Raw genomic sequence first — 18,235 nt, 5'->3', positions numbered from 1 at the left:
CCCGTTAGATTTTCCCGATTTCATTCACTGCCTTTTCCATGCTGCGATCATAAGCTTGTAATACTTTTTGATTTGCTTCGAATGCTCGGTAGGCTGTCATTAAATCTGTCATTGTGCGACCAGAATCTACGTTTGAACCTTCTAAAAAGTTTTGACGTAGCGTAAAGGAAACGCCATTCGCACCATAGGCTGTTGGTAAGTTCTCACCATTTTCCGTACGAATAAGACCATTATCCTGTTTACGTAGCATGTTCGGATTAGCAGCATATGATACGCCAACTCGTGCTACTTGCTGATCGTTTACAAAAATGGCTCCATTTTCATCGAGGCGAAAATCATCGTTTGGAAGCTGGATACGTTGTCCTGCATCATTGAGTACGTATAGACCCTGCCCGTTTACTAAATGGCCTTGACCATCTAATGTGAAATTACCATTACGTGTATAGGCCTCACCACCAGCTGGATGTTCTAGACGGAAGAAAATTGACCCCGTAATCCCATCTTCGTTTTGTGGTAAGTTTCCATCAATTAGCGCCATATCTGTTGTAAAATCAGTGCTATAGATTTGGCCTTGTATGTAATTTGGCAATGTTTCTTGTAAATATGTTCCTGTATTTAAAGCTCCTACTTGACTCATATATTCAGCGCCTGCTTGTTGATTGGCGGGAGCATTTGTTTTACCAATACTAGACATTAGCATGTCTGGAAATGAGCGAATAGTTGATTGATCTGCTTTAAATCCTGGTGTATTCGCATTTGATAAATTATTTGTTAGTAATTCTGTTCTTCTTTGTTGCGTGATCATACCTGTTGCAACTGTATAAAACCCTTTAAACAAAGAAATCACCTCATTTTATTTTTATAAGGATGCTGGCACACGATCAATGTTTTCTAGCATTATTCCCGTACCAATTGCTACACAATCCATAGGTCTCTCTGCAACGAAGACAGGTACCTTTAACTCTTCTATTAATAGCTGATCCATTCCATGTAATAGTGCACCGCCACCCGTAATAATAACGCCACGGTCAATGATATCGGCTGATAGCTCAGGTGGTGTTTTTTCTAAGACATTTTTTGCTGATTGGACAATCATCGCTACAGACTCGTGCAATGCTCGTTCAATTTCCTCGGAATGAATTGTAATAGTACGTGGTAAACCTGTTACCATGTCACGACCACGAATATCCATTGTATCGTTGCGGCTACCTTTGAAAACCGTACCAATTGTCATCTTGATTGCTTCTGCTGTACGTTCACCAATTAGCAATTTATATTCTTTTTTAATATATTGCAAAATGTCGTTATCAAACACATCTCCTGCTACTTTAATGGATTCACTTGTTACAATATCACCCATTGATAGAACTGCGATATCTGTTGTTCCGCCACCTATATCGACTACCATATTACCACTTGGTTGGAAGATATCCATACCTGCACCGATAGCAGCTACTTTTGGTTCTTCCTCTAAATATACCTTTTTACCGCCAGATTTTTCTGCGGCTTCACGGATTGCTTTTTGCTCAACACTTGTGATGTTCGTTGGACAGCAAATTAAAATTCGTGGCTTCGCCAAAAATCCTTTTACATTTAATTTATTGATGAAATGTCTTAACATCGCCTCTGTCACATCAAAATCTGCAATGACTCCATCTCTTAGTGGGCGAATTGCTGTAATATTACCTGGCGTTCTCCCTACCATTTGGCGAGCTTCTTCCCCTACCGCTAATACTTTGTTTGTCTTTTTGTCAATCGCCACCACAGATGGTTCATTTAGGACGATTCCTTTACCTTTAACGTGGATTAATACGTTCGCAGTTCCTAAGTCAATGCCAATATCTTTCGAAAACATTCTATAATTTCTCCTTCCCGCCAGTTCCAACTACATAACGTTCATTTTATCTCTTTATCTAGAATATTTTATCATATTCTATTGGTAATTTCACCTAAATTTAGTGAATGGGACTGTTTTCTTTTCAGGTTATGAACGGCTATAATATAGAATTACTATTCCATAGAATTCGTCATAAATACATTTCCAAGACAATAAAAAAGAACGAATCAGTCTTGACTCGCTCTCTCTTTCCACTTGTTTTTCGTTGCTTCTCCTCCACGAATATGACGTACGGCCTTATGGTAGGCGAGTATTTCTTTCACTTGGTCAGCTAATCCTTCATGAATTGTTGGTAATCGCTCTGTTAAATCCTTGTGCACCGTACTTTTTGAATAACCAGTCATTTTCGCGAGGACACGCACAGTCTCACGCGTCTCAATCAGTAATTCACCGAGGCGTATGCAGCGCTTCCGAATGTGCTCATGCACTTTCTTCGTCCTTTCCACACAATTTCACAAAATGCTTTGGCAATCAGATGCACATTTGCGCATTTCTTCACCTTATGTAAGGACAAAGCTATTCAGAACATTTTTTGCATTTTCCTGATAAAATGCTGACTTTTTATGCGTTACTAGCTTTTCGAATTAAAAAGCTAGTAATTTTTTCGGATTAATATATTTTCCGTCTTCAAGAACTTCGAAATGCATGTGGACGCCAGCCGCTTGATTCCACTCGTTATCAGTTGCTTTTCCTAATGCCTGACCTTGTGTAACCTCATCGCCTTCTTTAACAGCGATATCCTTTACAGAGCTATAATGTGTTTGCATACCGTTTGGATGCTCAATTACAATCTTATTGCCTGTAAATGCGTCTAGTTTTACCTCTAGTACTTTACCACTCATAGCAGCTAGTACTTCAAATTCTTCACCATTCATAGCGATAGAGATACCAGAAGACGTTGTAAATGTTTGATTAAATACCATTAGTGCATTTTCACGGGACTCTTCATTTGCCTCTAACTCGTAGAACTCTTGTAAAACTTGTACTTTACTAAGACTCTCTTCTTTGAATGGGTACTTCATGTTTTCAGTACGTGCATTTGTTTCTACTACAGGACCTGGATCAACTTCCGCTAAATCTGGTAAAGGAGCCTCTTCTACTTTTGATACGAGACTATTGTAACCAAATAACAATCCTGCTAGAACTAGTGCACCACCTGTGTAAACTGCTGGCCAAAACCAAGGTTTCTTTTGTAATTGACCATTTTCCTTTTGATTTGGATTTTGGTTTTGAGAAGTTTTATTGTTTTTATCCTCTCTCATTTTCATCACCTCTAGTTGCAGTGTGAACAACTAGAAGTTATTTTAAACATGCATCTATTTTTTTTATTTCAATATCTTGATAATAATAGTGTAAAATTTCGGCAGCCGTTTTCCCTTCGTTTGCCATTGCCTCAGCGCCATATTGACTCATGCCCACGCCATGACCATAACCTTGGGTTGTCACATGGACCTTTCTTGTCTTCGCGTCATAGACAATTGTAAAATCAGTTGATGGTATGCCAAGAAGTGTTCTAACCTCTCTACCAGTCCAGACATTGCTCCCTAACTGTAAACGCTCTACTCGCCCTGACTCATTGTAAAATAGCTGGATACGATTAAAATCACTAGCTTGCCACTGTACAGGCCACAACTTATTCCATTGTGCTAATGTCCATTCTTGCTGAGCCTCAAACTTCGGTGATGCTTGATCTGAGATACTTGCAACACTTTTCAAATATGGAATATCATTCCCACTATAGCCAAAGGCACTTTCTGTTTTACCATTGCTTGTCGAGTGAAACATGGCTGTAATTAGTTCCTTATTATAAAGAAGAACTTGTCCTTTCGTTTCATTGATTGCTTCGACAATTTTCTTTTCATTTCCCAGGAAATTGCTAGCCCAATTCGCCTTTCTTTGCTCCTCATCATAAAAAACTTGCCTTGCCACAGTTGGAGCAATTGCAGTTTTACCGTAATTTGTCGTTTTCAGTGCATATGTGCGTGCTGCAATCGCTTGGGCTTTCAATGCCTCCTTTTTAAAAGAAACAGGCATTTCCGCTGCAACAACACCTGTAATATACGTTTCCAAAGGGATTTTTTCCTCTTGTCCCTCCACTTCTATAAATATTTCACAGGCATTCTCATCACTAGGTGGAGGTTTGACAGCCTCTCGTCTTTCACTAAGCCCTATAACAGGAAGCATGTATAATACTCCAATCAAACAAATGACACCTATACTAATCATCCATTTTTTCATAAGGAATAATATGCTAGATCTCTTAAAGTTATGAGCAAACAAAAAACCCTCTGCTCCAAAAGCAAAGGGTTGAGAAATCCATTTAGTTTGTAGGTAATTCAATTATTGTGTCTTCAACTGTCACTACTTCTTCAGTAAGTTCAGTAATACGTTCAATGTTGGCACCAAGCGATGCTAGCTTGCCATGGAAATCAACATAACCACGGTCTAAATGATGAAGCTTCGTCACACGTGTTATTCCTTCAGATACAAGACCTGCTAAAATTAGGGCAGCCGCAGCTCGTAAATCCGTTGCCATTACTTCAGCTCCCTGAAGATTAACCGGCCCCTCGATAAACACAGAACGTCCTTCTATTTTAGCACCAGCATTCATGCGACGGAATTCCTCAACATGCATAAAACGATTTTCAAATACCGTTTCTGTAATAATACTCGTACCTTCCGCAGTTAACATTAATGCCATCATTTGTGATTGCATATCTGTTGGGAAGCCTGGATGTGGCATTGTTTTAATATCAACAGCTTTTAATGTATGAGGAGCACGTACACGGATTCCCTCATCCAGTTCAGTAATCTCTACACCCATTTCACGCATCTTAGCAATTAAAGCTGTCATATGCTCAGGAACAGCATTTTCAATGACTACATCACCCTTCGTAATAGCTGCTGCCACCATAAATGTACCAGCCTCAATACGATCGGGAATAATATGGTGCTCTACTCCATATAATGTATCGACTCCTTCGATACGTATTGTATTTGTACCAGCACCAATTACACGACCGCCCATGCTATTGATGAAGTTTGCAAGATCGACAATTTCGGGCTCCTTCGCAGCATTTTCAATTACAGTTGTCCCTTCTGCTAAAGATGCGGCTGTCATAATATTTTCAGTAGCACCAACACTAGGGAAATCTAAATACACATTAGCCCCTTTTAAACGACCTTCCGTTTTTGCCTCTACATATCCGTGACCAAATGAAATTTTTGCACCCATAGCTTCGAAGCCCTTTAAGTGTAACTCAATTGGACGAGAACCGATTGCACAGCCTCCTGGTAGTGCCACGCGAGCATATCCATTACGAGCAAGTAGAGAACCCATCACTAAAATAGATGCACGCATTTTACTAACAAATTCAAATTGAGCTTCACTTGAAAGTTCTTTAGTTGCATCTATATATACGGCATTATCTTCAGGTATATATGTAACTGCTGCGTTTAAACTTTTAAGTACTTCGTTTATTGTAAAGACGTCTGCTAAATTAGGGACTTCTTTAATTACATTTTCTCCTTTTGAAGCAAGTAAAGCTGCCGCAAGGATTGGTAACACTGCATTTTTTGCGCCCTCTACACGTACTTTTCCCTGTAGTTTTTGGCCGCCAGTCACTATTATTTTATCCACCCTATGTCCCTCCGAATTCAATCTATTAACCTATCGAATTTTTATTTTAAAAAGAAGTATAATGTCATAATCAGTAAACAAACAACTCTATAGTACAACTTTTCTAACGCTCGTTCAAGCGTCCAAATCACTATTTTAAGGCATTATTAGATATTTTGCTATTTATTTATTGTACGCTGTCATTTTTTTTTTGTGAATGACCAATAACCCGTTCACTTTCAATACATACCCAAAGATATATGCACAAAAAACCTATTTTATCTTCATTCAGTAAAATATTCCCTTTACTATATGAATGCATCATGTACATATTTTGTTAGCGTGCGTCTTACCAATAATAGACGCATCGTAAGCTGTAATGATGCCAAGGCAAAACTGGTACGAAAGATTTTTATACATAGTTCAAAGGGCCACACAAATGGTATTATAAAGTCCTTTGAAGCATGTAGGTGCATAAATCTTATAGTATTTAACAACGATTGCTTTAAAATAAATAGGGAAGTTTGCCTGACCAGCTAGATATTTGGAGAAAGAAATTAGATACTGCTGAGCCTATCGTAATACTGAGTAAAATATAAATAAGTTGAATTTGAAATACTCGATTCTTCTTAAATAGTTTCTCCACCATAAAAGCTTGTAATGCGTAAAAAGTAATAGCAATAAAAAACAGATGAGATAAAATGCCTAGTAATGCTTCTTGTCCTATCGCTTCATACAGTTCCATGCTACCCCTCCTTCAATTTATTTCACCTTAAAAAACGGGCAGATACTATATCTGCCCGTTAAAAATGAATTAGATATTACCCTCATGAACGTTGATACGATTCAACGCACGTTTTAATGCTAGGTCAGCACGTTTGAAATCAATGTCGTCTTGTTTACTTTGAAGACGTCCTTCAGCGCGTTTAACGGCTTCTTTAGCACGTTGAACATCGATATTTTCAGCAATTTCAGCAGAAGGCGCTAAAATTGAGATCTTTTCTGGACGAACTTCAATGAAACCACCGCTTACAGCAACAATATCAGTCGAACCGTTTTCTTTTTTCAGCTTCACTGCACCAATTGCAAGTGGAGCAACCATTGGAATATGGCCTGCAAGAACACCGATTTCTCCTGAAGTTGTTTTAGCGATTACCATTGATACTTCAGAATCGTATACTGGGCCGTCGGGAGTGACAATATTGACTTGAACTGTCTTCATATTTTTTCCTCCTCGTCCCTAGTATTAAACCTCTACGCCCATGCTTTTCGCTTTTTCAACTACTTCATCAATAGAACCAACTAGACGGAAAGCATCTTCTGGAAGGTGATCCCATTTGCCATCAAGGATTTCCTTGAATGAACGAACAGTTTCTTTTACAGGTACATAAGAACCTTTTTGACCAGTGAATTGTTCCGCTACGTGGAAGTTTTGTGATAAGAAGAATTGAATACGACGAGCACGTTCTACTGTTTGTTTGTCTTCATCAGATAACTCATCCATACCTAAGATTGCAATGATATCTTGTAATTCACGGTAACGTTGGATTGTACGTTGTACACCAGTAGCAATTGCGTAGTGCTCAGCGCCTACGATTTCAGGTGATAATGCACGAGAAGTCGAAGCTAATGGGTCAACCGCAGGGTAGATACCCATTTCTGATAATTTACGCTCAAGGTTAGTAGTTGCATCTAAGTGGGCGAAAGTTGTAGCTGGAGCCGGGTCAGTATAGTCATCGGCTGGTACATAAATCGCTTGGATAGAAGTTACAGATCCTTTGTTCGTAGATGTGATACGTTCTTGTAGTTTACCCATTTCAGTTGCAAGTGTTGGTTGGTAACCTACCGCAGAAGGCATACGACCTAATAGGGCAGAAACCTCTGAACCTGCTTGTGTGAAACGGAAGATATTGTCGATGAATAAAAGTACGTCAGCGCCTTGCTCATCACGGAAGTATTCCGCCATTGTAAGACCAGTTAAAGCTACACGCATACGTGCACCAGGAGGCTCGTTCATTTGACCGAATACCATCGCTGTTTGCTTGATAACGCCTGAATCGCTCATCTCGAAGAATAAGTCGTTCCCTTCACGAGTACGCTCACCTACACCAGCAAATACAGAGATACCTGAGTGCTCTTGTGCAATGTTATTGATTAATTCTTGGATTAATACTGTTTTACCTACACCAGCACCACCGAATAGACCGATCTTACCACCTTTAATATAAGGTGCTAATAAGTCTACTACTTTGATACCTGTTTCAAGAATTTCAACTGTAGTTGAAAGTTCATCGAATGCTGGAGCTTCGCGGTGAATTGAATCACGACGAGCATCTGCTGGAATCTCTTCACCTAAGTCAATTACTTCTCCAAGTACGTTGAATACACGACCTAATGTCACTTCACCAACTGGTACTGAGATAGCTTTTCCTAAGTCTGTTACTTCTGCTCCACGTTGTAAGCCATCAGTAGATGACATTGCAATTGTACGAACAGAATCATCGCCTAAATGAAGTGCAACTTCTAATGCAAGAGTTGTTGGTTCTTCATTAGGACGTTCAATCTTAACTGTTAATGAGTTATAGATTGCTGGTAATTGGCCGTTTTCGAATTTTACGTCGACAACTGGACCCATTACTTGAATAACATGTCCTTTATTCATTACTGTGTACCCTCCTATCGTATTCTTATACGACATTGGTGAGCTGAGCCTATTCTAAGGCTGCAGCTCCACCAACGATTTCTGTAATTTCTTGTGTAATCGCTGCTTGACGTGCACGGTTATATTGCAATGAAAGATCTGCAATAAGATCAGATGCATTATCAGTTGCATTTTTCATAGCAGTCATACGAGAAGCATGTTCACTTGCTTTTCCATCCAATAATGCGCCATAAACTAAGCTTTCCGCGTATTGTGGAAGTAATACTTCAAGAATTGCTTCGCCAGATGGTTCGAATTCATAAGAAGCTTTACTGTTTACAGGTGCGATATCTGTTAATGGAAGAAGTTTTTTCTCTGTCACTTCGTTAGCAATTGCGCTGACAAAGTGATTATAGTACATATAAAGCTCATCATACGTACCGTCAATGAACATACCAACAGCATTACGAGCGATTTCTTTAATATCAGCGAATGTTGGTTGGTCAGGAAGAGCAACAACACTGCTGATGACATTATGATCACGTTTCACAAAGTAATCACGAACAACACGACCTACTGCTAAAATAACGTATTCGTCTTTTGATTTATGACGCTCGTTAATTGTACGTTGTACTTGACGTAGGATACTTGAGTTGTAAGCACCTGCTAGACCACGGTCAGAACCAATGACCAAGTAAGCTGTTTTCTTTACAGGACGAGCAGTTAACATTGGGTGTCCACTGTCTTTTGTACCTGCTGCAATCGCGCCTACTACGTCTTGGATTTTTTCCATATAAGGAACGTAAGCTTTAGCATTTTGCTCTGCACGACGTAACTTTGAAGAAGAAACCATCTGCATCGCTTTCGTAATTTGTTTCGTACTCTTTGTTGAATTAATACGACCTTTTATTTCGCGTAAGTTTACCACTGGTATTTCACCACCTTTTGTTTTTTAATCAAGTGACTAGCTAGAACTTATTCTGATTTAGCGAATGTTTTCTTGAATGCATTGATTGCTGCTTCATAATCCGCATCCGGAGCAAGCTCTTTTGTAGTACGAACATGATCTAGAACGTTAGTGTGGTTTGAATCTAACCAGCTTAAGAATTCGTTTTCGAAACGAACGATATCTTGTACTGGGATATCATCTAAATGACCTTTAGTTAATGCATATAGGATAGCAACTTGTTTTTCAACTTTAAGTGGTTTGTTTAGGTCTTGTTTAAGCACTTCAACCGTACGTTTACCACGTTCAAGTTTAGCAAGTGTAATTTTATCTAAATCTGAACCGAATTGAGCAAATGATTCAAGCTCACGGAATGCAGCTAAGTCAAGACGTAGTGTACCCGCAACTTTTTTCATTGCTTTAATTTGAGCTGATCCACCTACACGTGATACTGAAAGACCTGCGTTGATCGCTGGACGTACACCTGAGTTGAATAAGTCAGATTGTAAGAAAATTTGACCATCAGTAATTGAGATTACGTTAGTTGGGATGTATGCAGAGATATCCCCAGCTTGTGTCTCTACGAATGGAAGAGCTGTGATAGAACCACAGTTGTAAGTTTCATTTAACTTCGCAGCACGTTCAAGTAAGCGGCTGTGTAAGTAGAATACATCACCAGGGTATGCTTCACGACCTGGAGGACGGCGTAGAAGAAGTGAAAGTTCACGGTAAGCTGATGCTTGTTTAGAAAGATCATCATACACGATTAAAACGTGTTTACCTTGTAACATGAATTCTTCTGCCATAGAAACACCAGCAAATGGTGCTAAGTATAATAATGGAGCAGGTTGAGATGCTGCTGCAGTTACAACGATTGTATAATCTAATGCACCATGTTTACGTAAAGTTTCAACAACACCACGTACAGTAGATTCTTTTTGACCGATTGCAACATAGATACAAATCATGTTTTCACCGTTTTGGTTTAAGATTGTATCGATTGCTACAGATGTTTTACCTACTTGACGGTCACCGATGATTAACTCACGTTGACCACGACCGATTGGCACTAATGCGTCAATCGCTTTAATACCCGTTTGTAGTGGTTCGTGTACTGATTTACGAGCCATTACTCCGAAAGCTGGGCTTTCGATTGGACGAGATTTTGTAGCGTTGATAGGACCTTGTCCATCCACTGGTTGACCAAGTGGGTTTACAACACGACCAATCAGTTCTTCACCAACTGGTACTTCCATGATACGACCTGTACGACGAACTTCATCGCCTTCTTTGATGTCAGTGTATGGACCTAAGATTACGATACCAACGTTACCTTCTTCTAGGTTTTGAGCCATACCCATAACACCGTTAGAGAACTCTAAAAGCTCTCCAGCCATGGCGTTGTCGAGGCCATGAGCAAGAGCGATACCGTCACCAATACGGATAACTGTACCAACTTCGCTTACTTTAAGTTCAGATTCATAATTCTCAATCTGTTGTTTAATCAGACTGCTGATTTCTTCAGCCTTGATGCCCATGTATGTCACCTCTCACATTTCTAAATTATTAACCGATTAATTCACGTTTTAGACGCTCTAATTTGTTAACTACTGAGCTGTCATAAATATGGTTACCGATTTGAACACGAATACCACCAAGTAAAGTTGGATCGATTTCGTTTGTAATGTTTAATGATTGTTTTCCAACAAGTTTCGCAAATGCTGTCGAAATATTAGCGCTTTCTTCTGCAGAAAGTGCACGTGTTGAAAATACTGTTGCATCTGCCATACCTTGTGCTTGTGCAGCAAGCTCAGCATATGCATTGGCAATTAGCTTAATCTCGTTTACACGTTTTTTCTCAACTAGAAGTTGAACCGTGTGTAAAACTTCTGGTGTTGCACCAGTGAAGATTTCAGCTACCATTTGTTTTTTACGTTCGATGGAGAACTTAGGCGCACTTAAAAGCGTTAAAAAATCAGGAGATTCTTTCATTACTTTTGTTAGTTCGTTTAAGTCTGCTCCAACTTCAGTAAGATTGTTTTTTTGTTGCGCTAATTCAAAAAGCGCTTGAGCGTAACGTTTTGCTACAGTTGAATTACTCATCGAGCTTCGCCTGCCTTCGCAATCGTCTCTTCAATTAGAGCACGGTTGTCTGCCTCAGAAATCTCTTTGCTAAGGACTTTAGATGCTGCAAGTACAGATAATGAAACGACTTCATCACGTACTGCTGCAATAGCTTTTTCTTTTTCAGACTCAATTTCACGTAAAGCCGATTCTTTTAAGCGGTTTGCTTCATTGCGCGCTACAGTAAGAATTTCTTCTTTTTGTAGTTCGCCTTGTTTCTTAGCGCCTTCAACAATCGATTGTGCTTCCGTACGAGCTTCTTTAAGAAGGCTCTTTTGTTCTTCTAAAAATTGGTGCGATTCTTTGCGCGCTTTTTCAGCTGCTTCGATTTCACTCGCTACTAATTCTTCACGTTGCTGCATGATGCCCATAAGTGGACCCCAAGCGAATTTCTTAAGTAATACCATTAACACGATGAAGATAACTAATGTTGCGATGATGTCTCCGCTATTAAAACTACCAGCGCTTGCACCTAGTACAAGATAATCTAAAAACACGATTGTTTCACTCCCTTCAAGAGCTTTAACTTCAACATAATTTAATGATTAAAAAAACTACCTATTTTAAAAAGCTATATTTACACATAGCTTTTATCCGTTCCAAAATGAAGGGCGAAGTTTCATCTGGTGAATCCTGCTTCGCCACTAGTAAAATTCAGTGTTCAACTGAATTATTTGTTCATTACGATGAATGCTACTACTACTGCGATGATCGGTAGGGCTTCAACTAATGCAACCCCGATGAACATTGTAGTTTGAAGAACGCCACGAGCTTCTGGTTGACGAGCGATACCTTCTACTGTTTTTGATACGATAAGACCGTTACCAATACCTGCACCAAGTGCACCTAAACCGATTGCGATTGCTGCTGCTAATAAACCTAATGAACCTGTCATTTGAAAATTTCCTCCTTGGAATTGTTTGTTTTTTTGTGATTCAAGCATAGGATATATGCTTTATATTAATGGTCATCGCTCACTTTATGAGCCATGTAAACCATTGTTAACATTGTGAAGATAAAGGCTTGGATAAAGCCGATGAAAATTGAGAAACCTTGCCATGCCATCATAGGAACGATTGCCCCGATGAATCCCACAGCACCTGATGATGCTAAACCTGCAAGTAAGCCAAGTAAAATCTCACCCGCGTAAATGTTACCGTAAAGACGTAAACCTAATGTTAATGTGTTTGCAAATTCTTCTACTATTTTCAGCGGAAACATGAATGACATTGGTTTGAAGAATGTACCAACATAATGACCTGTACCCTTCATTTTAACACCATAGTATTGCGTTAAGACTAAAATCATTGCTGCCAATGTCATCGTAACTGTAGGGTCAGCTGTTGGTGATTTCCACCATAGCTGATGATCATAGACGATAGAGAATGGAAGACCTAGTAAGTTAGATACTGCGATAAACATAATTAGCGTAATGGCTAGAACGTGGAATCGACCACCAGTTTTCCAGTCCATGTTGCTTTTAATAATATTCTTAACGAAATCCATAATCCATTCCATAAAGTTTTGCATACCAGTAGGTTTTAACTTTAGGCTTCTAGTTGAAATAAAGGCAATTAAAAATACGATAATTGCTGCAACTAGTAACATCATAACTGTTGATAAGTTAAATGTTAAAAAACCGACTTCTAGTAACGGAGCTTCATGATTCATTGTTATTTTTCACCTCTCTTTCTAATTTAAAGCACATTAGCGGTTCCTTACATGTGACACAATTCTCTCGACAAAGAGAAAAACGTACGGAATCATTAGCCCTATAACCGTGCTAATTAAGTGAAAATAGTTTGGCAACGAAATGGCTATTGCGACTGCCGCAACACCTGATCCAAAGCGAAGTGCTGTACCAAGTGAGCCTATTTTCTTCCCTTCACTAATGGATCTGTCAAACTTCTCCATACGTCGAACTAGAATCCAAAAATTATACGTACCAAAAAATGCACCTATTGCGATGCCCGCAAAAACAGTTTGATAGGGAGTAAATCCCCAGCCTAATGCGCAGAGTGCAAGCAAAAAAAATAACGCCCTCTTCTGCACAGCAAAAATGTGATGCAAATCTAGCATTGGTTATAATCTCCTGAATCATTTTTTCGAGTAATGAAAACGTTTGCTGACCACTATGTGAAATCAGAAAAGAGCAGTGAAAGACACTACTCACAGCGGAATAGTAATGGGAGAGTCATTTCAATTACAGGTGTAAATGCCCAAAAATAACTTACACCCCTTACCGACTCGGTAAAAACCGAAACGCACAAAACGTTGCAAATCGACAGTTTTATTTTGAACTGTCAATTTAGTAGAAAGTTGATATAACAAGTGTTTCAACGTCCTATTTATGAACTGAAACCCTTATCATTCTTACCCTTTGTAAGCATACAATAGGTGATATTTGAAGTCAATTGGTAAAGGAGAAAAACTTCACAGCCTATATACTCTTGTCAAATTGTTGACAAATTTGTGTATGAAATTTCATAGTTTCAAAAGTTCCCAACCTTCTCACACGAAAAAAAAGCTAATTTACGACATGATTATGCTCGTAAATTAGCTTACCCATTTCAATAGGTACATTAGACTTATTTTTCCGAATTAAATATAGTACATTAATTAGTTCTTTGTAAAAATTCTAGCAGTGCCTCAACAATACGCTTCGATGCATGCCCATCTCCATATGGATTCGATGCTTTCGCCATTACTTCGTAGGCATTTTTATCTGTTAGTAATTCCTTTGCTAAGGCATAGATTGTTTCTTCTTCCGTTCCTGCTAGCTTTAATGTGCCAGCTTCAATACCTTCTGGACGTTCTGTCGTATCTCTTAGAACAAGCACTGGTTTCCCTAATGAAGGTGCTTCTTCTTGTACGCCACCTGAGTCCGTTAAAATCATATATGAATTTGCCGCAAAATTATGGAAATCAAACACTTCAAGAGGCTCTATTAAATGTACACGTTCATTGTCTCCTAAGATTTCATTCGCAATTTCTCTAACAGCTGGATTCATATGCACTGGATATACAACTTGAACATCCTCATGCTCTGTTAGTATTCTCGTAATCGCTTTGAACATATGGCGCATTGGTTCACCCAGATTTTCACGACGATGTGCCGTTAATAAAATCATGCGATCTTCGCCAATCTTATCTAATACAGGGTGTGTGTAGTGCTCACTGACCGTTGTTGCTAATGCGTCAATGGCTGTATTTCCTGTCACAAAAATCGTGTCTGGATTTTTATTTTCATCTAGCAGGTTCTTTTTAGATACTTCCGTTGGAGCAAAATGTAAATCTGCCATCACACCTGTTAGCTGACGATTCATTTCCTCTGGATATGGTGAATACTTGTTCCATGTACGTAAGCCCGCTTCCACATGCCCTATAGCAATTTGGTTATAGAATGCCGCCAAGCTCGCAATGAAGGTTGTTGCTGTATCACCATGTACCAAAACGATATCTGGTTGTGCTTCTTTCATTACTTTATCTAAGCCCTGTAATGCGTTTGTCGTTACATCAATTAATGTTTGACGATCCTTCATTATATTTAAATCATAGTTTGGTGTTATGTTAAATGTCTCTAATACTTGGTCGAGCATTTGGCGATGCTGTGCTGTTACGGTTACAATAGATTCTATTTGCTCAGGATACTTTTGTAACTCCAAAACGAGAGGAGCCATTTTAATTGCTTCTGGTCTTGTACCAAAAATCGTCATTACTTTCCATTTTTTTATCAAAACGATCTGCACCGTCCTTTTTGTTATTGTATGAAATGGTCAACTACATCTATTAATGGTCATCAATAGACGTACTTGCCTACACATACTAGGAAACGCCCTTCAATTTGAAGGACGCTTTCACAAGTTATTAGTTTCCTAAATGAGGAAATTACATGTATTGATTTTTATTTTGTACCGAATAGACGGTCTCCGGCATCACCTAAACCAGGTACAATATAGCCATGATCGTTTAATTTTTCATCGAGTGCAGCAATATAAATATCTACATCAGAATGTTCTTCTTGAATAGCTTTTACACCCTCTGGTGCAGCGATTAAGCACATGAATTTAATGTTTTTAGCTCCACGTTTTTTCAGTGAGTGGATGGCTTCCACTGCTGAACCACCAGTTGCAAGCATTGGATCTACAATGATGAAATCACGCTCTTCCACATCTGCTGGAAGTTTTGCATAATATTCAACTGGTTTTAACGTTTCAGGATCACGATAAAGACCAATATGACCAACTTTAGCCGCTGGGATAAGCTTTAATACGCCATCTACCATACCGATACCTGCACGTAGAATTGGTACAATCGCAAGCTTTTTACCAGAAAGTACTTTTGTTTTGGCAATTGTTACAGGTGTTTCAATTTCAATTTCTTCTACTGGCATATCACGTGTGATTTCAAACGCCATAAGTGTTGCTACTTCGTCTACTAGCTCACGAAATTCTTTTGTTCCTGTGTTCTTGTCGCGAATATAAGTTAATTTGTGTTGGATTAGTGGATGATCAAATACATAGACTTTGCTCAAAGGGATTCTCTCCTCACCGTTCGGATTTCATTTTTATCTCAACTAGTATAACAGAAAAAAGGAGTCGCCTCAAAAATTAATTTAGGACGACTCCTTTTGTTATTTTATATTTGTCAAAAATAAGCTATTGATCAAGAATTTTATCTACTTGTTCAATGGGCATTGGCTTATAATAAAAATAGCCTTGTCCTACTGTACAGCCTAGTGCACGTAAAATTTCTACCTGCTCTTCCGTTTCAATGCCCTCTGCAACTGAAATCATCCCTAAGTTTAATGCCAACTGAATAATGGAGCGTACAATCGCAAGCGTTGCCGCATCTTCAATCGCATTAATAAAGCTACGATCAATCTTTAATTCAGTGAAGGGTAGCTGTTGTAGATAGCTTAATGATGAAAAACCTGTTCCAAAATCATCTACTGATGTTTTAAAACCATAGCTTTTTAATTCTTGAATAATTTTAAAGGCAGATTGAAAGTCTACTAAACCAATATTTTCAGTCACCTCTAAAATAATATAGCTAGGGTCAATATTATATTTTTGAACAAGTTTCAGTGTATCCTGAACGAAATGCGTATAGTAAAAATGATCAGGTGAGATATTAACTGCAATTTTCACTAATTTCTTTCCTAGCCGTTGACGTTCTGAAAGCCATGAAAGCACAGTCTCTAAAACAAGAACATCTATTTCCAGAACCTTCCCGGTACTCTCAGCTACTGGAATGAAGATGGCTGGTGACACAAAGCCTAGTTTTGGAGAAATCCACCGTGCCAGTGCCTCAATACTGTGTATTTCACCATTACGTAAGTCTACCTTAGGCTGTAAATGGACTGTAATTTCTTTATTTTTGATTGCTTGTGATAAATGATTTAAAACCGTCATTTTCTGTATAAGCACATCATTTTTTTCTGTTGTAAAAATTTCAGTATGTGTACCTGGTCTATCAATTGCAAAGGAAAGAGCATTATCAGCAAAGCGAATCGCATCAATGATTTTTGTGTCATTATTATAGGAAGCGATTCCTGTTTTTAGCGTGATATAGATTTGCTTTCCCCCTATAATAAAGGGCTGACGAATTGTTTCCTTTATCCGCTTATCATACTCCTGTAAATTTTCATTGTGTGCCAACGTAGACATAATAAGACTAGAGCTTGTAAATCTAGCAACATATTCATTATCTTCTGGCTTGTCTTGCTCCAATCTTTTAGCGAGTTGCCTTAAAAGCTCATCTCCAACCTCACGCCCGTAAAGTTCCACCACTTGATGAAATTCACTTGGTTTTAATATTTTGATAAAACCGCTTAAACCATGCTCCACTTCTTTTTCAATCGAATTAACAAAGCTATGACGATTAGGTAGACCCGTTGTAATATCCGTGTAGGCTAAATCCCAAATTTTTTTTTGAGTTCGAGCATAGGTAACAGCCAACGCAACAAGTGACCCCATTTTTTGAAGCATATTTTTAAAAGACATTTGGTCGCTTCGTGTTTTTTGAAAATAGATCGAAAATAACCCTATCACTTGCCGTTGTTGATTGCGTATAGGTACAAACCATCCATACGGCTTTTCAGATAATGTAGCATATTGTTTATGTTCCTCAGGGATATTTACTTCATCTAAATTTTCCACGAGCCTAGCATTTCCTGATTGCATTACTTCAATAAAAAATGCATTGTTTTCACAGCACCTTGGCACACTTTCCTCCGGATCATTACCTGTGAAAACTTGTAATTGATTGGACTCTGTTTTTACTAGAACCATACTTGCAATATTCGGCGTAAAAAAATCATCCAGTCCACGGCAAATAATTTTCATCTTTTGTTCAAGAGTGCTATCTCGCTCGATGGCCTTGTACATATCATTTTCTAATCTCATTAGGAAGTCTTCAGTACGGTAATACGTTACATCCTTCACAAGCACTAAAACATATTTCGTACGATTAGCCTCATTGCAAAATGGTAATGCTTGTATCTCTGCCCAAAAGGGCGATTTATTAATGCCATTATGATAGAGCTTTGCCTGGACCATTATGCCGTTATGTATTTTTTCTTTTATCATTTTTATGGTTGTCTTTTTTTCATCTATAGAGAGCCATGAAAAATAATCAGTATTTAGGATTTGTGAACGCGAAGCATTTGTAAGCATACAAAATGAATCATTACACGCTAGTATGCCATGATGATTTGTCGCATCAAAAATAACGTAGCTTTCTTTCGAATTATCCCCTAATTTACGAATGCTACTTAATAAAACATCATTTTCTATGTCTAATGATTTAGTGACCATCCAATCCCTCCATCTCTATCACTTCATCCCATTTCCATTGTACATAAAATTCAAATAAATTTTCACCTTTATGAAAAAAAACTTCTTTTCTAGGACATTATCTGTCCTTAAACTATTATAATAAAACCCTACTTATCTATTTTATGTAAATTTATTCAAAAACAAGATGATTATTCTATTTTTTCAGAAA

At 38.4% G+C, this 18,235-nt stretch carries 19 protein-coding genes; all 19 read right to left on the bottom strand.

Annotated features, from left to right (window positions below; all coding sequences use genetic code 11):
• Positions 1-4: 4 nt before the first annotated feature.
• Positions 5-838: a flagellar hook-basal body protein gene (locus NV349_RS02950; protein WP_271912363.1), complete on the bottom strand. Its 834-nt coding sequence runs from the start codon at positions 836-838 to the stop codon at positions 5-7.
• Between the two features lie 21 nt (positions 839-859).
• Positions 860-1,855, bottom strand: coding sequence for a rod shape-determining protein (locus NV349_RS02945; RefSeq protein ID WP_036123595.1), 996 nt, complete (start codon positions 1,853-1,855; stop codon positions 860-862).
• 209 nt (positions 1,856-2,064) lie between these two features.
• Entirely contained in the window at positions 2,065-2,325 is a 261-nt protein-coding gene (locus NV349_RS02940; protein WP_025114760.1) for a sporulation transcriptional regulator SpoIIID, read from the bottom strand.
• A 156-nt stretch (positions 2,326-2,481) separates the two neighbouring features.
• Complete coding sequence (locus NV349_RS02935; protein ID WP_036123599.1) at positions 2,482-3,159, bottom strand: M23 family metallopeptidase; 678 nt, start codon at positions 3,157-3,159, stop codon at positions 2,482-2,484.
• Between the two features lie 37 nt (positions 3,160-3,196).
• Positions 3,197-4,135: a stage II sporulation protein D gene (spoIID, locus tag NV349_RS02930; RefSeq protein ID WP_442916403.1), complete on the bottom strand. Its 939-nt coding sequence runs from the start codon at positions 4,133-4,135 to the stop codon at positions 3,197-3,199.
• Between the two features lie 82 nt (positions 4,136-4,217).
• Positions 4,218-5,537, bottom strand: coding sequence for a UDP-N-acetylglucosamine 1-carboxyvinyltransferase (gene murA, locus NV349_RS02925; RefSeq protein ID WP_036123602.1), 1,320 nt, complete (start codon positions 5,535-5,537; stop codon positions 4,218-4,220).
• 484 nt (positions 5,538-6,021) lie between these two features.
• Positions 6,022-6,261, bottom strand: coding sequence for a DUF1146 family protein (locus NV349_RS02920; RefSeq protein ID WP_036123606.1), 240 nt, complete (start codon positions 6,259-6,261; stop codon positions 6,022-6,024).
• Positions 6,262-6,330: 69 nt separating this feature from the next.
• Complete coding sequence (locus tag NV349_RS02915; RefSeq protein WP_036123609.1) at positions 6,331-6,738, bottom strand: F0F1 ATP synthase subunit epsilon; 408 nt, start codon at positions 6,736-6,738, stop codon at positions 6,331-6,333.
• Positions 6,739-6,762: 24 nt separating this feature from the next.
• Complete coding sequence (gene atpD / locus NV349_RS02910) at positions 6,763-8,178, bottom strand: F0F1 ATP synthase subunit beta (protein WP_036123612.1); 1,416 nt, start codon at positions 8,176-8,178, stop codon at positions 6,763-6,765.
• 49 nt (positions 8,179-8,227) lie between these two features.
• Positions 8,228-9,085 (bottom strand): ATP synthase F1 subunit gamma, encoded by an 858-nt coding sequence (atpG, locus tag NV349_RS02905; RefSeq protein ID WP_036123615.1) that lies wholly within the window; start codon positions 9,083-9,085, stop codon positions 8,228-8,230.
• Between the two features lie 47 nt (positions 9,086-9,132).
• Positions 9,133-10,641 (bottom strand): F0F1 ATP synthase subunit alpha, encoded by a 1,509-nt coding sequence (gene atpA, locus NV349_RS02900; RefSeq protein ID WP_036123620.1) that lies wholly within the window; start codon positions 10,639-10,641, stop codon positions 9,133-9,135.
• Between the two features lie 28 nt (positions 10,642-10,669).
• The gene (locus tag NV349_RS02895) at positions 10,670-11,206 is read right to left on the bottom strand and encodes a F0F1 ATP synthase subunit delta (protein WP_036123623.1); all 537 of its coding nucleotides are present in this window, start codon (positions 11,204-11,206) and stop codon (positions 10,670-10,672) included.
• On the bottom strand, positions 11,203-11,724 hold the full coding sequence (gene atpF, locus NV349_RS02890) for a F0F1 ATP synthase subunit B (protein ID WP_036123625.1): 522 nt from the start codon (positions 11,722-11,724) through the stop codon (positions 11,203-11,205). Before atpF ends, NV349_RS02895 begins: the two co-directional genes overlap by 4 nt.
• A 173-nt stretch (positions 11,725-11,897) precedes the next feature.
• Entirely contained in the window at positions 11,898-12,122 is a 225-nt protein-coding gene (gene atpE / locus NV349_RS02885) for a F0F1 ATP synthase subunit C (protein WP_004269474.1), read from the bottom strand.
• Between the two features lie 65 nt (positions 12,123-12,187).
• Entirely contained in the window at positions 12,188-12,898 is a 711-nt protein-coding gene (gene atpB, locus NV349_RS02880; RefSeq protein ID WP_036123628.1) for a F0F1 ATP synthase subunit A, read from the bottom strand.
• A 36-nt stretch (positions 12,899-12,934) separates the two neighbouring features.
• Positions 12,935-13,306: an ATP synthase subunit I gene (locus NV349_RS02875; RefSeq protein ID WP_036123631.1), complete on the bottom strand. Its 372-nt coding sequence runs from the start codon at positions 13,304-13,306 to the stop codon at positions 12,935-12,937.
• A 536-nt stretch (positions 13,307-13,842) separates the two neighbouring features.
• Positions 13,843-14,964 carry a non-hydrolyzing UDP-N-acetylglucosamine 2-epimerase gene (gene wecB / locus NV349_RS02870; protein WP_036123633.1) on the bottom strand — a complete coding sequence of 374 codons (1,122 nt, stop codon included), beginning with the start codon at positions 14,962-14,964 and terminating at the stop codon, positions 13,843-13,845.
• Positions 14,965-15,131: 167 nt separating this feature from the next.
• Positions 15,132-15,761, bottom strand: coding sequence for a uracil phosphoribosyltransferase (gene upp / locus NV349_RS02865; RefSeq protein ID WP_004269470.1), 630 nt, complete (start codon positions 15,759-15,761; stop codon positions 15,132-15,134).
• Positions 15,762-15,885: 124 nt separating this feature from the next.
• Complete coding sequence (locus tag NV349_RS02860; RefSeq protein ID WP_058843802.1) at positions 15,886-18,045, bottom strand: EAL domain-containing protein; 2,160 nt, start codon at positions 18,043-18,045, stop codon at positions 15,886-15,888.
• Between the last annotated feature and the right edge of the window lie 190 nt (positions 18,046-18,235).

Source organism: Lysinibacillus sp. OF-1, assembly GCF_028356935.1.
GTDB lineage: Bacteria > Bacillota > Bacilli > Bacillales_A > Planococcaceae > Lysinibacillus > Lysinibacillus fusiformis_D.
Note: the sequence above shows the minus strand (reverse complement) of the source record. Positions and strands in the feature narration are given on the sequence as shown.

What these genes read in the sequence shown, in the direction of transcription:
- NV349_RS02875 (WP_036123631.1), bottom strand. Translation starts at nt 13,306, where the DNA reads ATGCTAGATTTGCATCACATTTTTGCTGTGCAGAAGAGGGCGTTATTT.
- NV349_RS02920 (WP_036123606.1), bottom strand. Translation starts at nt 6,261, where the DNA reads ATGGAACTGTATGAAGCGATAGGACAAGAAGCATTACTAGGCATTTTA.
- atpB (WP_036123628.1), bottom strand. Translation starts at nt 12,898, where the DNA reads ATGAATCATGAAGCTCCGTTACTAGAAGTCGGTTTTTTAACATTTAAC.
- NV349_RS02895 (WP_036123623.1), bottom strand. Translation starts at nt 11,206, where the DNA reads ATGAGTAATTCAACTGTAGCAAAACGTTACGCTCAAGCGCTTTTTGAA.
- NV349_RS02935 (WP_036123599.1), bottom strand. Translation starts at nt 3,159, where the DNA reads ATGAGAGAGGATAAAAACAATAAAACTTCTCAAAACCAAAATCCAAAT.
- atpA (WP_036123620.1), bottom strand. Translation starts at nt 10,641, where the DNA reads ATGGGCATCAAGGCTGAAGAAATCAGCAGTCTGATTAAACAACAGATT.
- spoIID (WP_442916403.1), bottom strand. Translation starts at nt 4,135, where the DNA reads ATGAAAAAATGGATGATTAGTATAGGTGTCATTTGTTTGATTGGAGTA.
- atpE (WP_004269474.1), bottom strand. Translation starts at nt 12,122, where the DNA reads ATGACAGGTTCATTAGGTTTATTAGCAGCAGCAATCGCAATCGGTTTA.
- NV349_RS02945 (WP_036123595.1), bottom strand. Translation starts at nt 1,855, where the DNA reads ATGTTTTCGAAAGATATTGGCATTGACTTAGGAACTGCGAACGTATTA.
- NV349_RS02860 (WP_058843802.1), bottom strand. Translation starts at nt 18,045, where the DNA reads ATGGTCACTAAATCATTAGACATAGAAAATGATGTTTTATTAAGTAGC.
- atpD (WP_036123612.1), bottom strand. Translation starts at nt 8,178, where the DNA reads ATGAATAAAGGACATGTTATTCAAGTAATGGGTCCAGTTGTCGACGTA.
- NV349_RS02915 (WP_036123609.1), bottom strand. Translation starts at nt 6,738, where the DNA reads ATGAAGACAGTTCAAGTCAATATTGTCACTCCCGACGGCCCAGTATAC.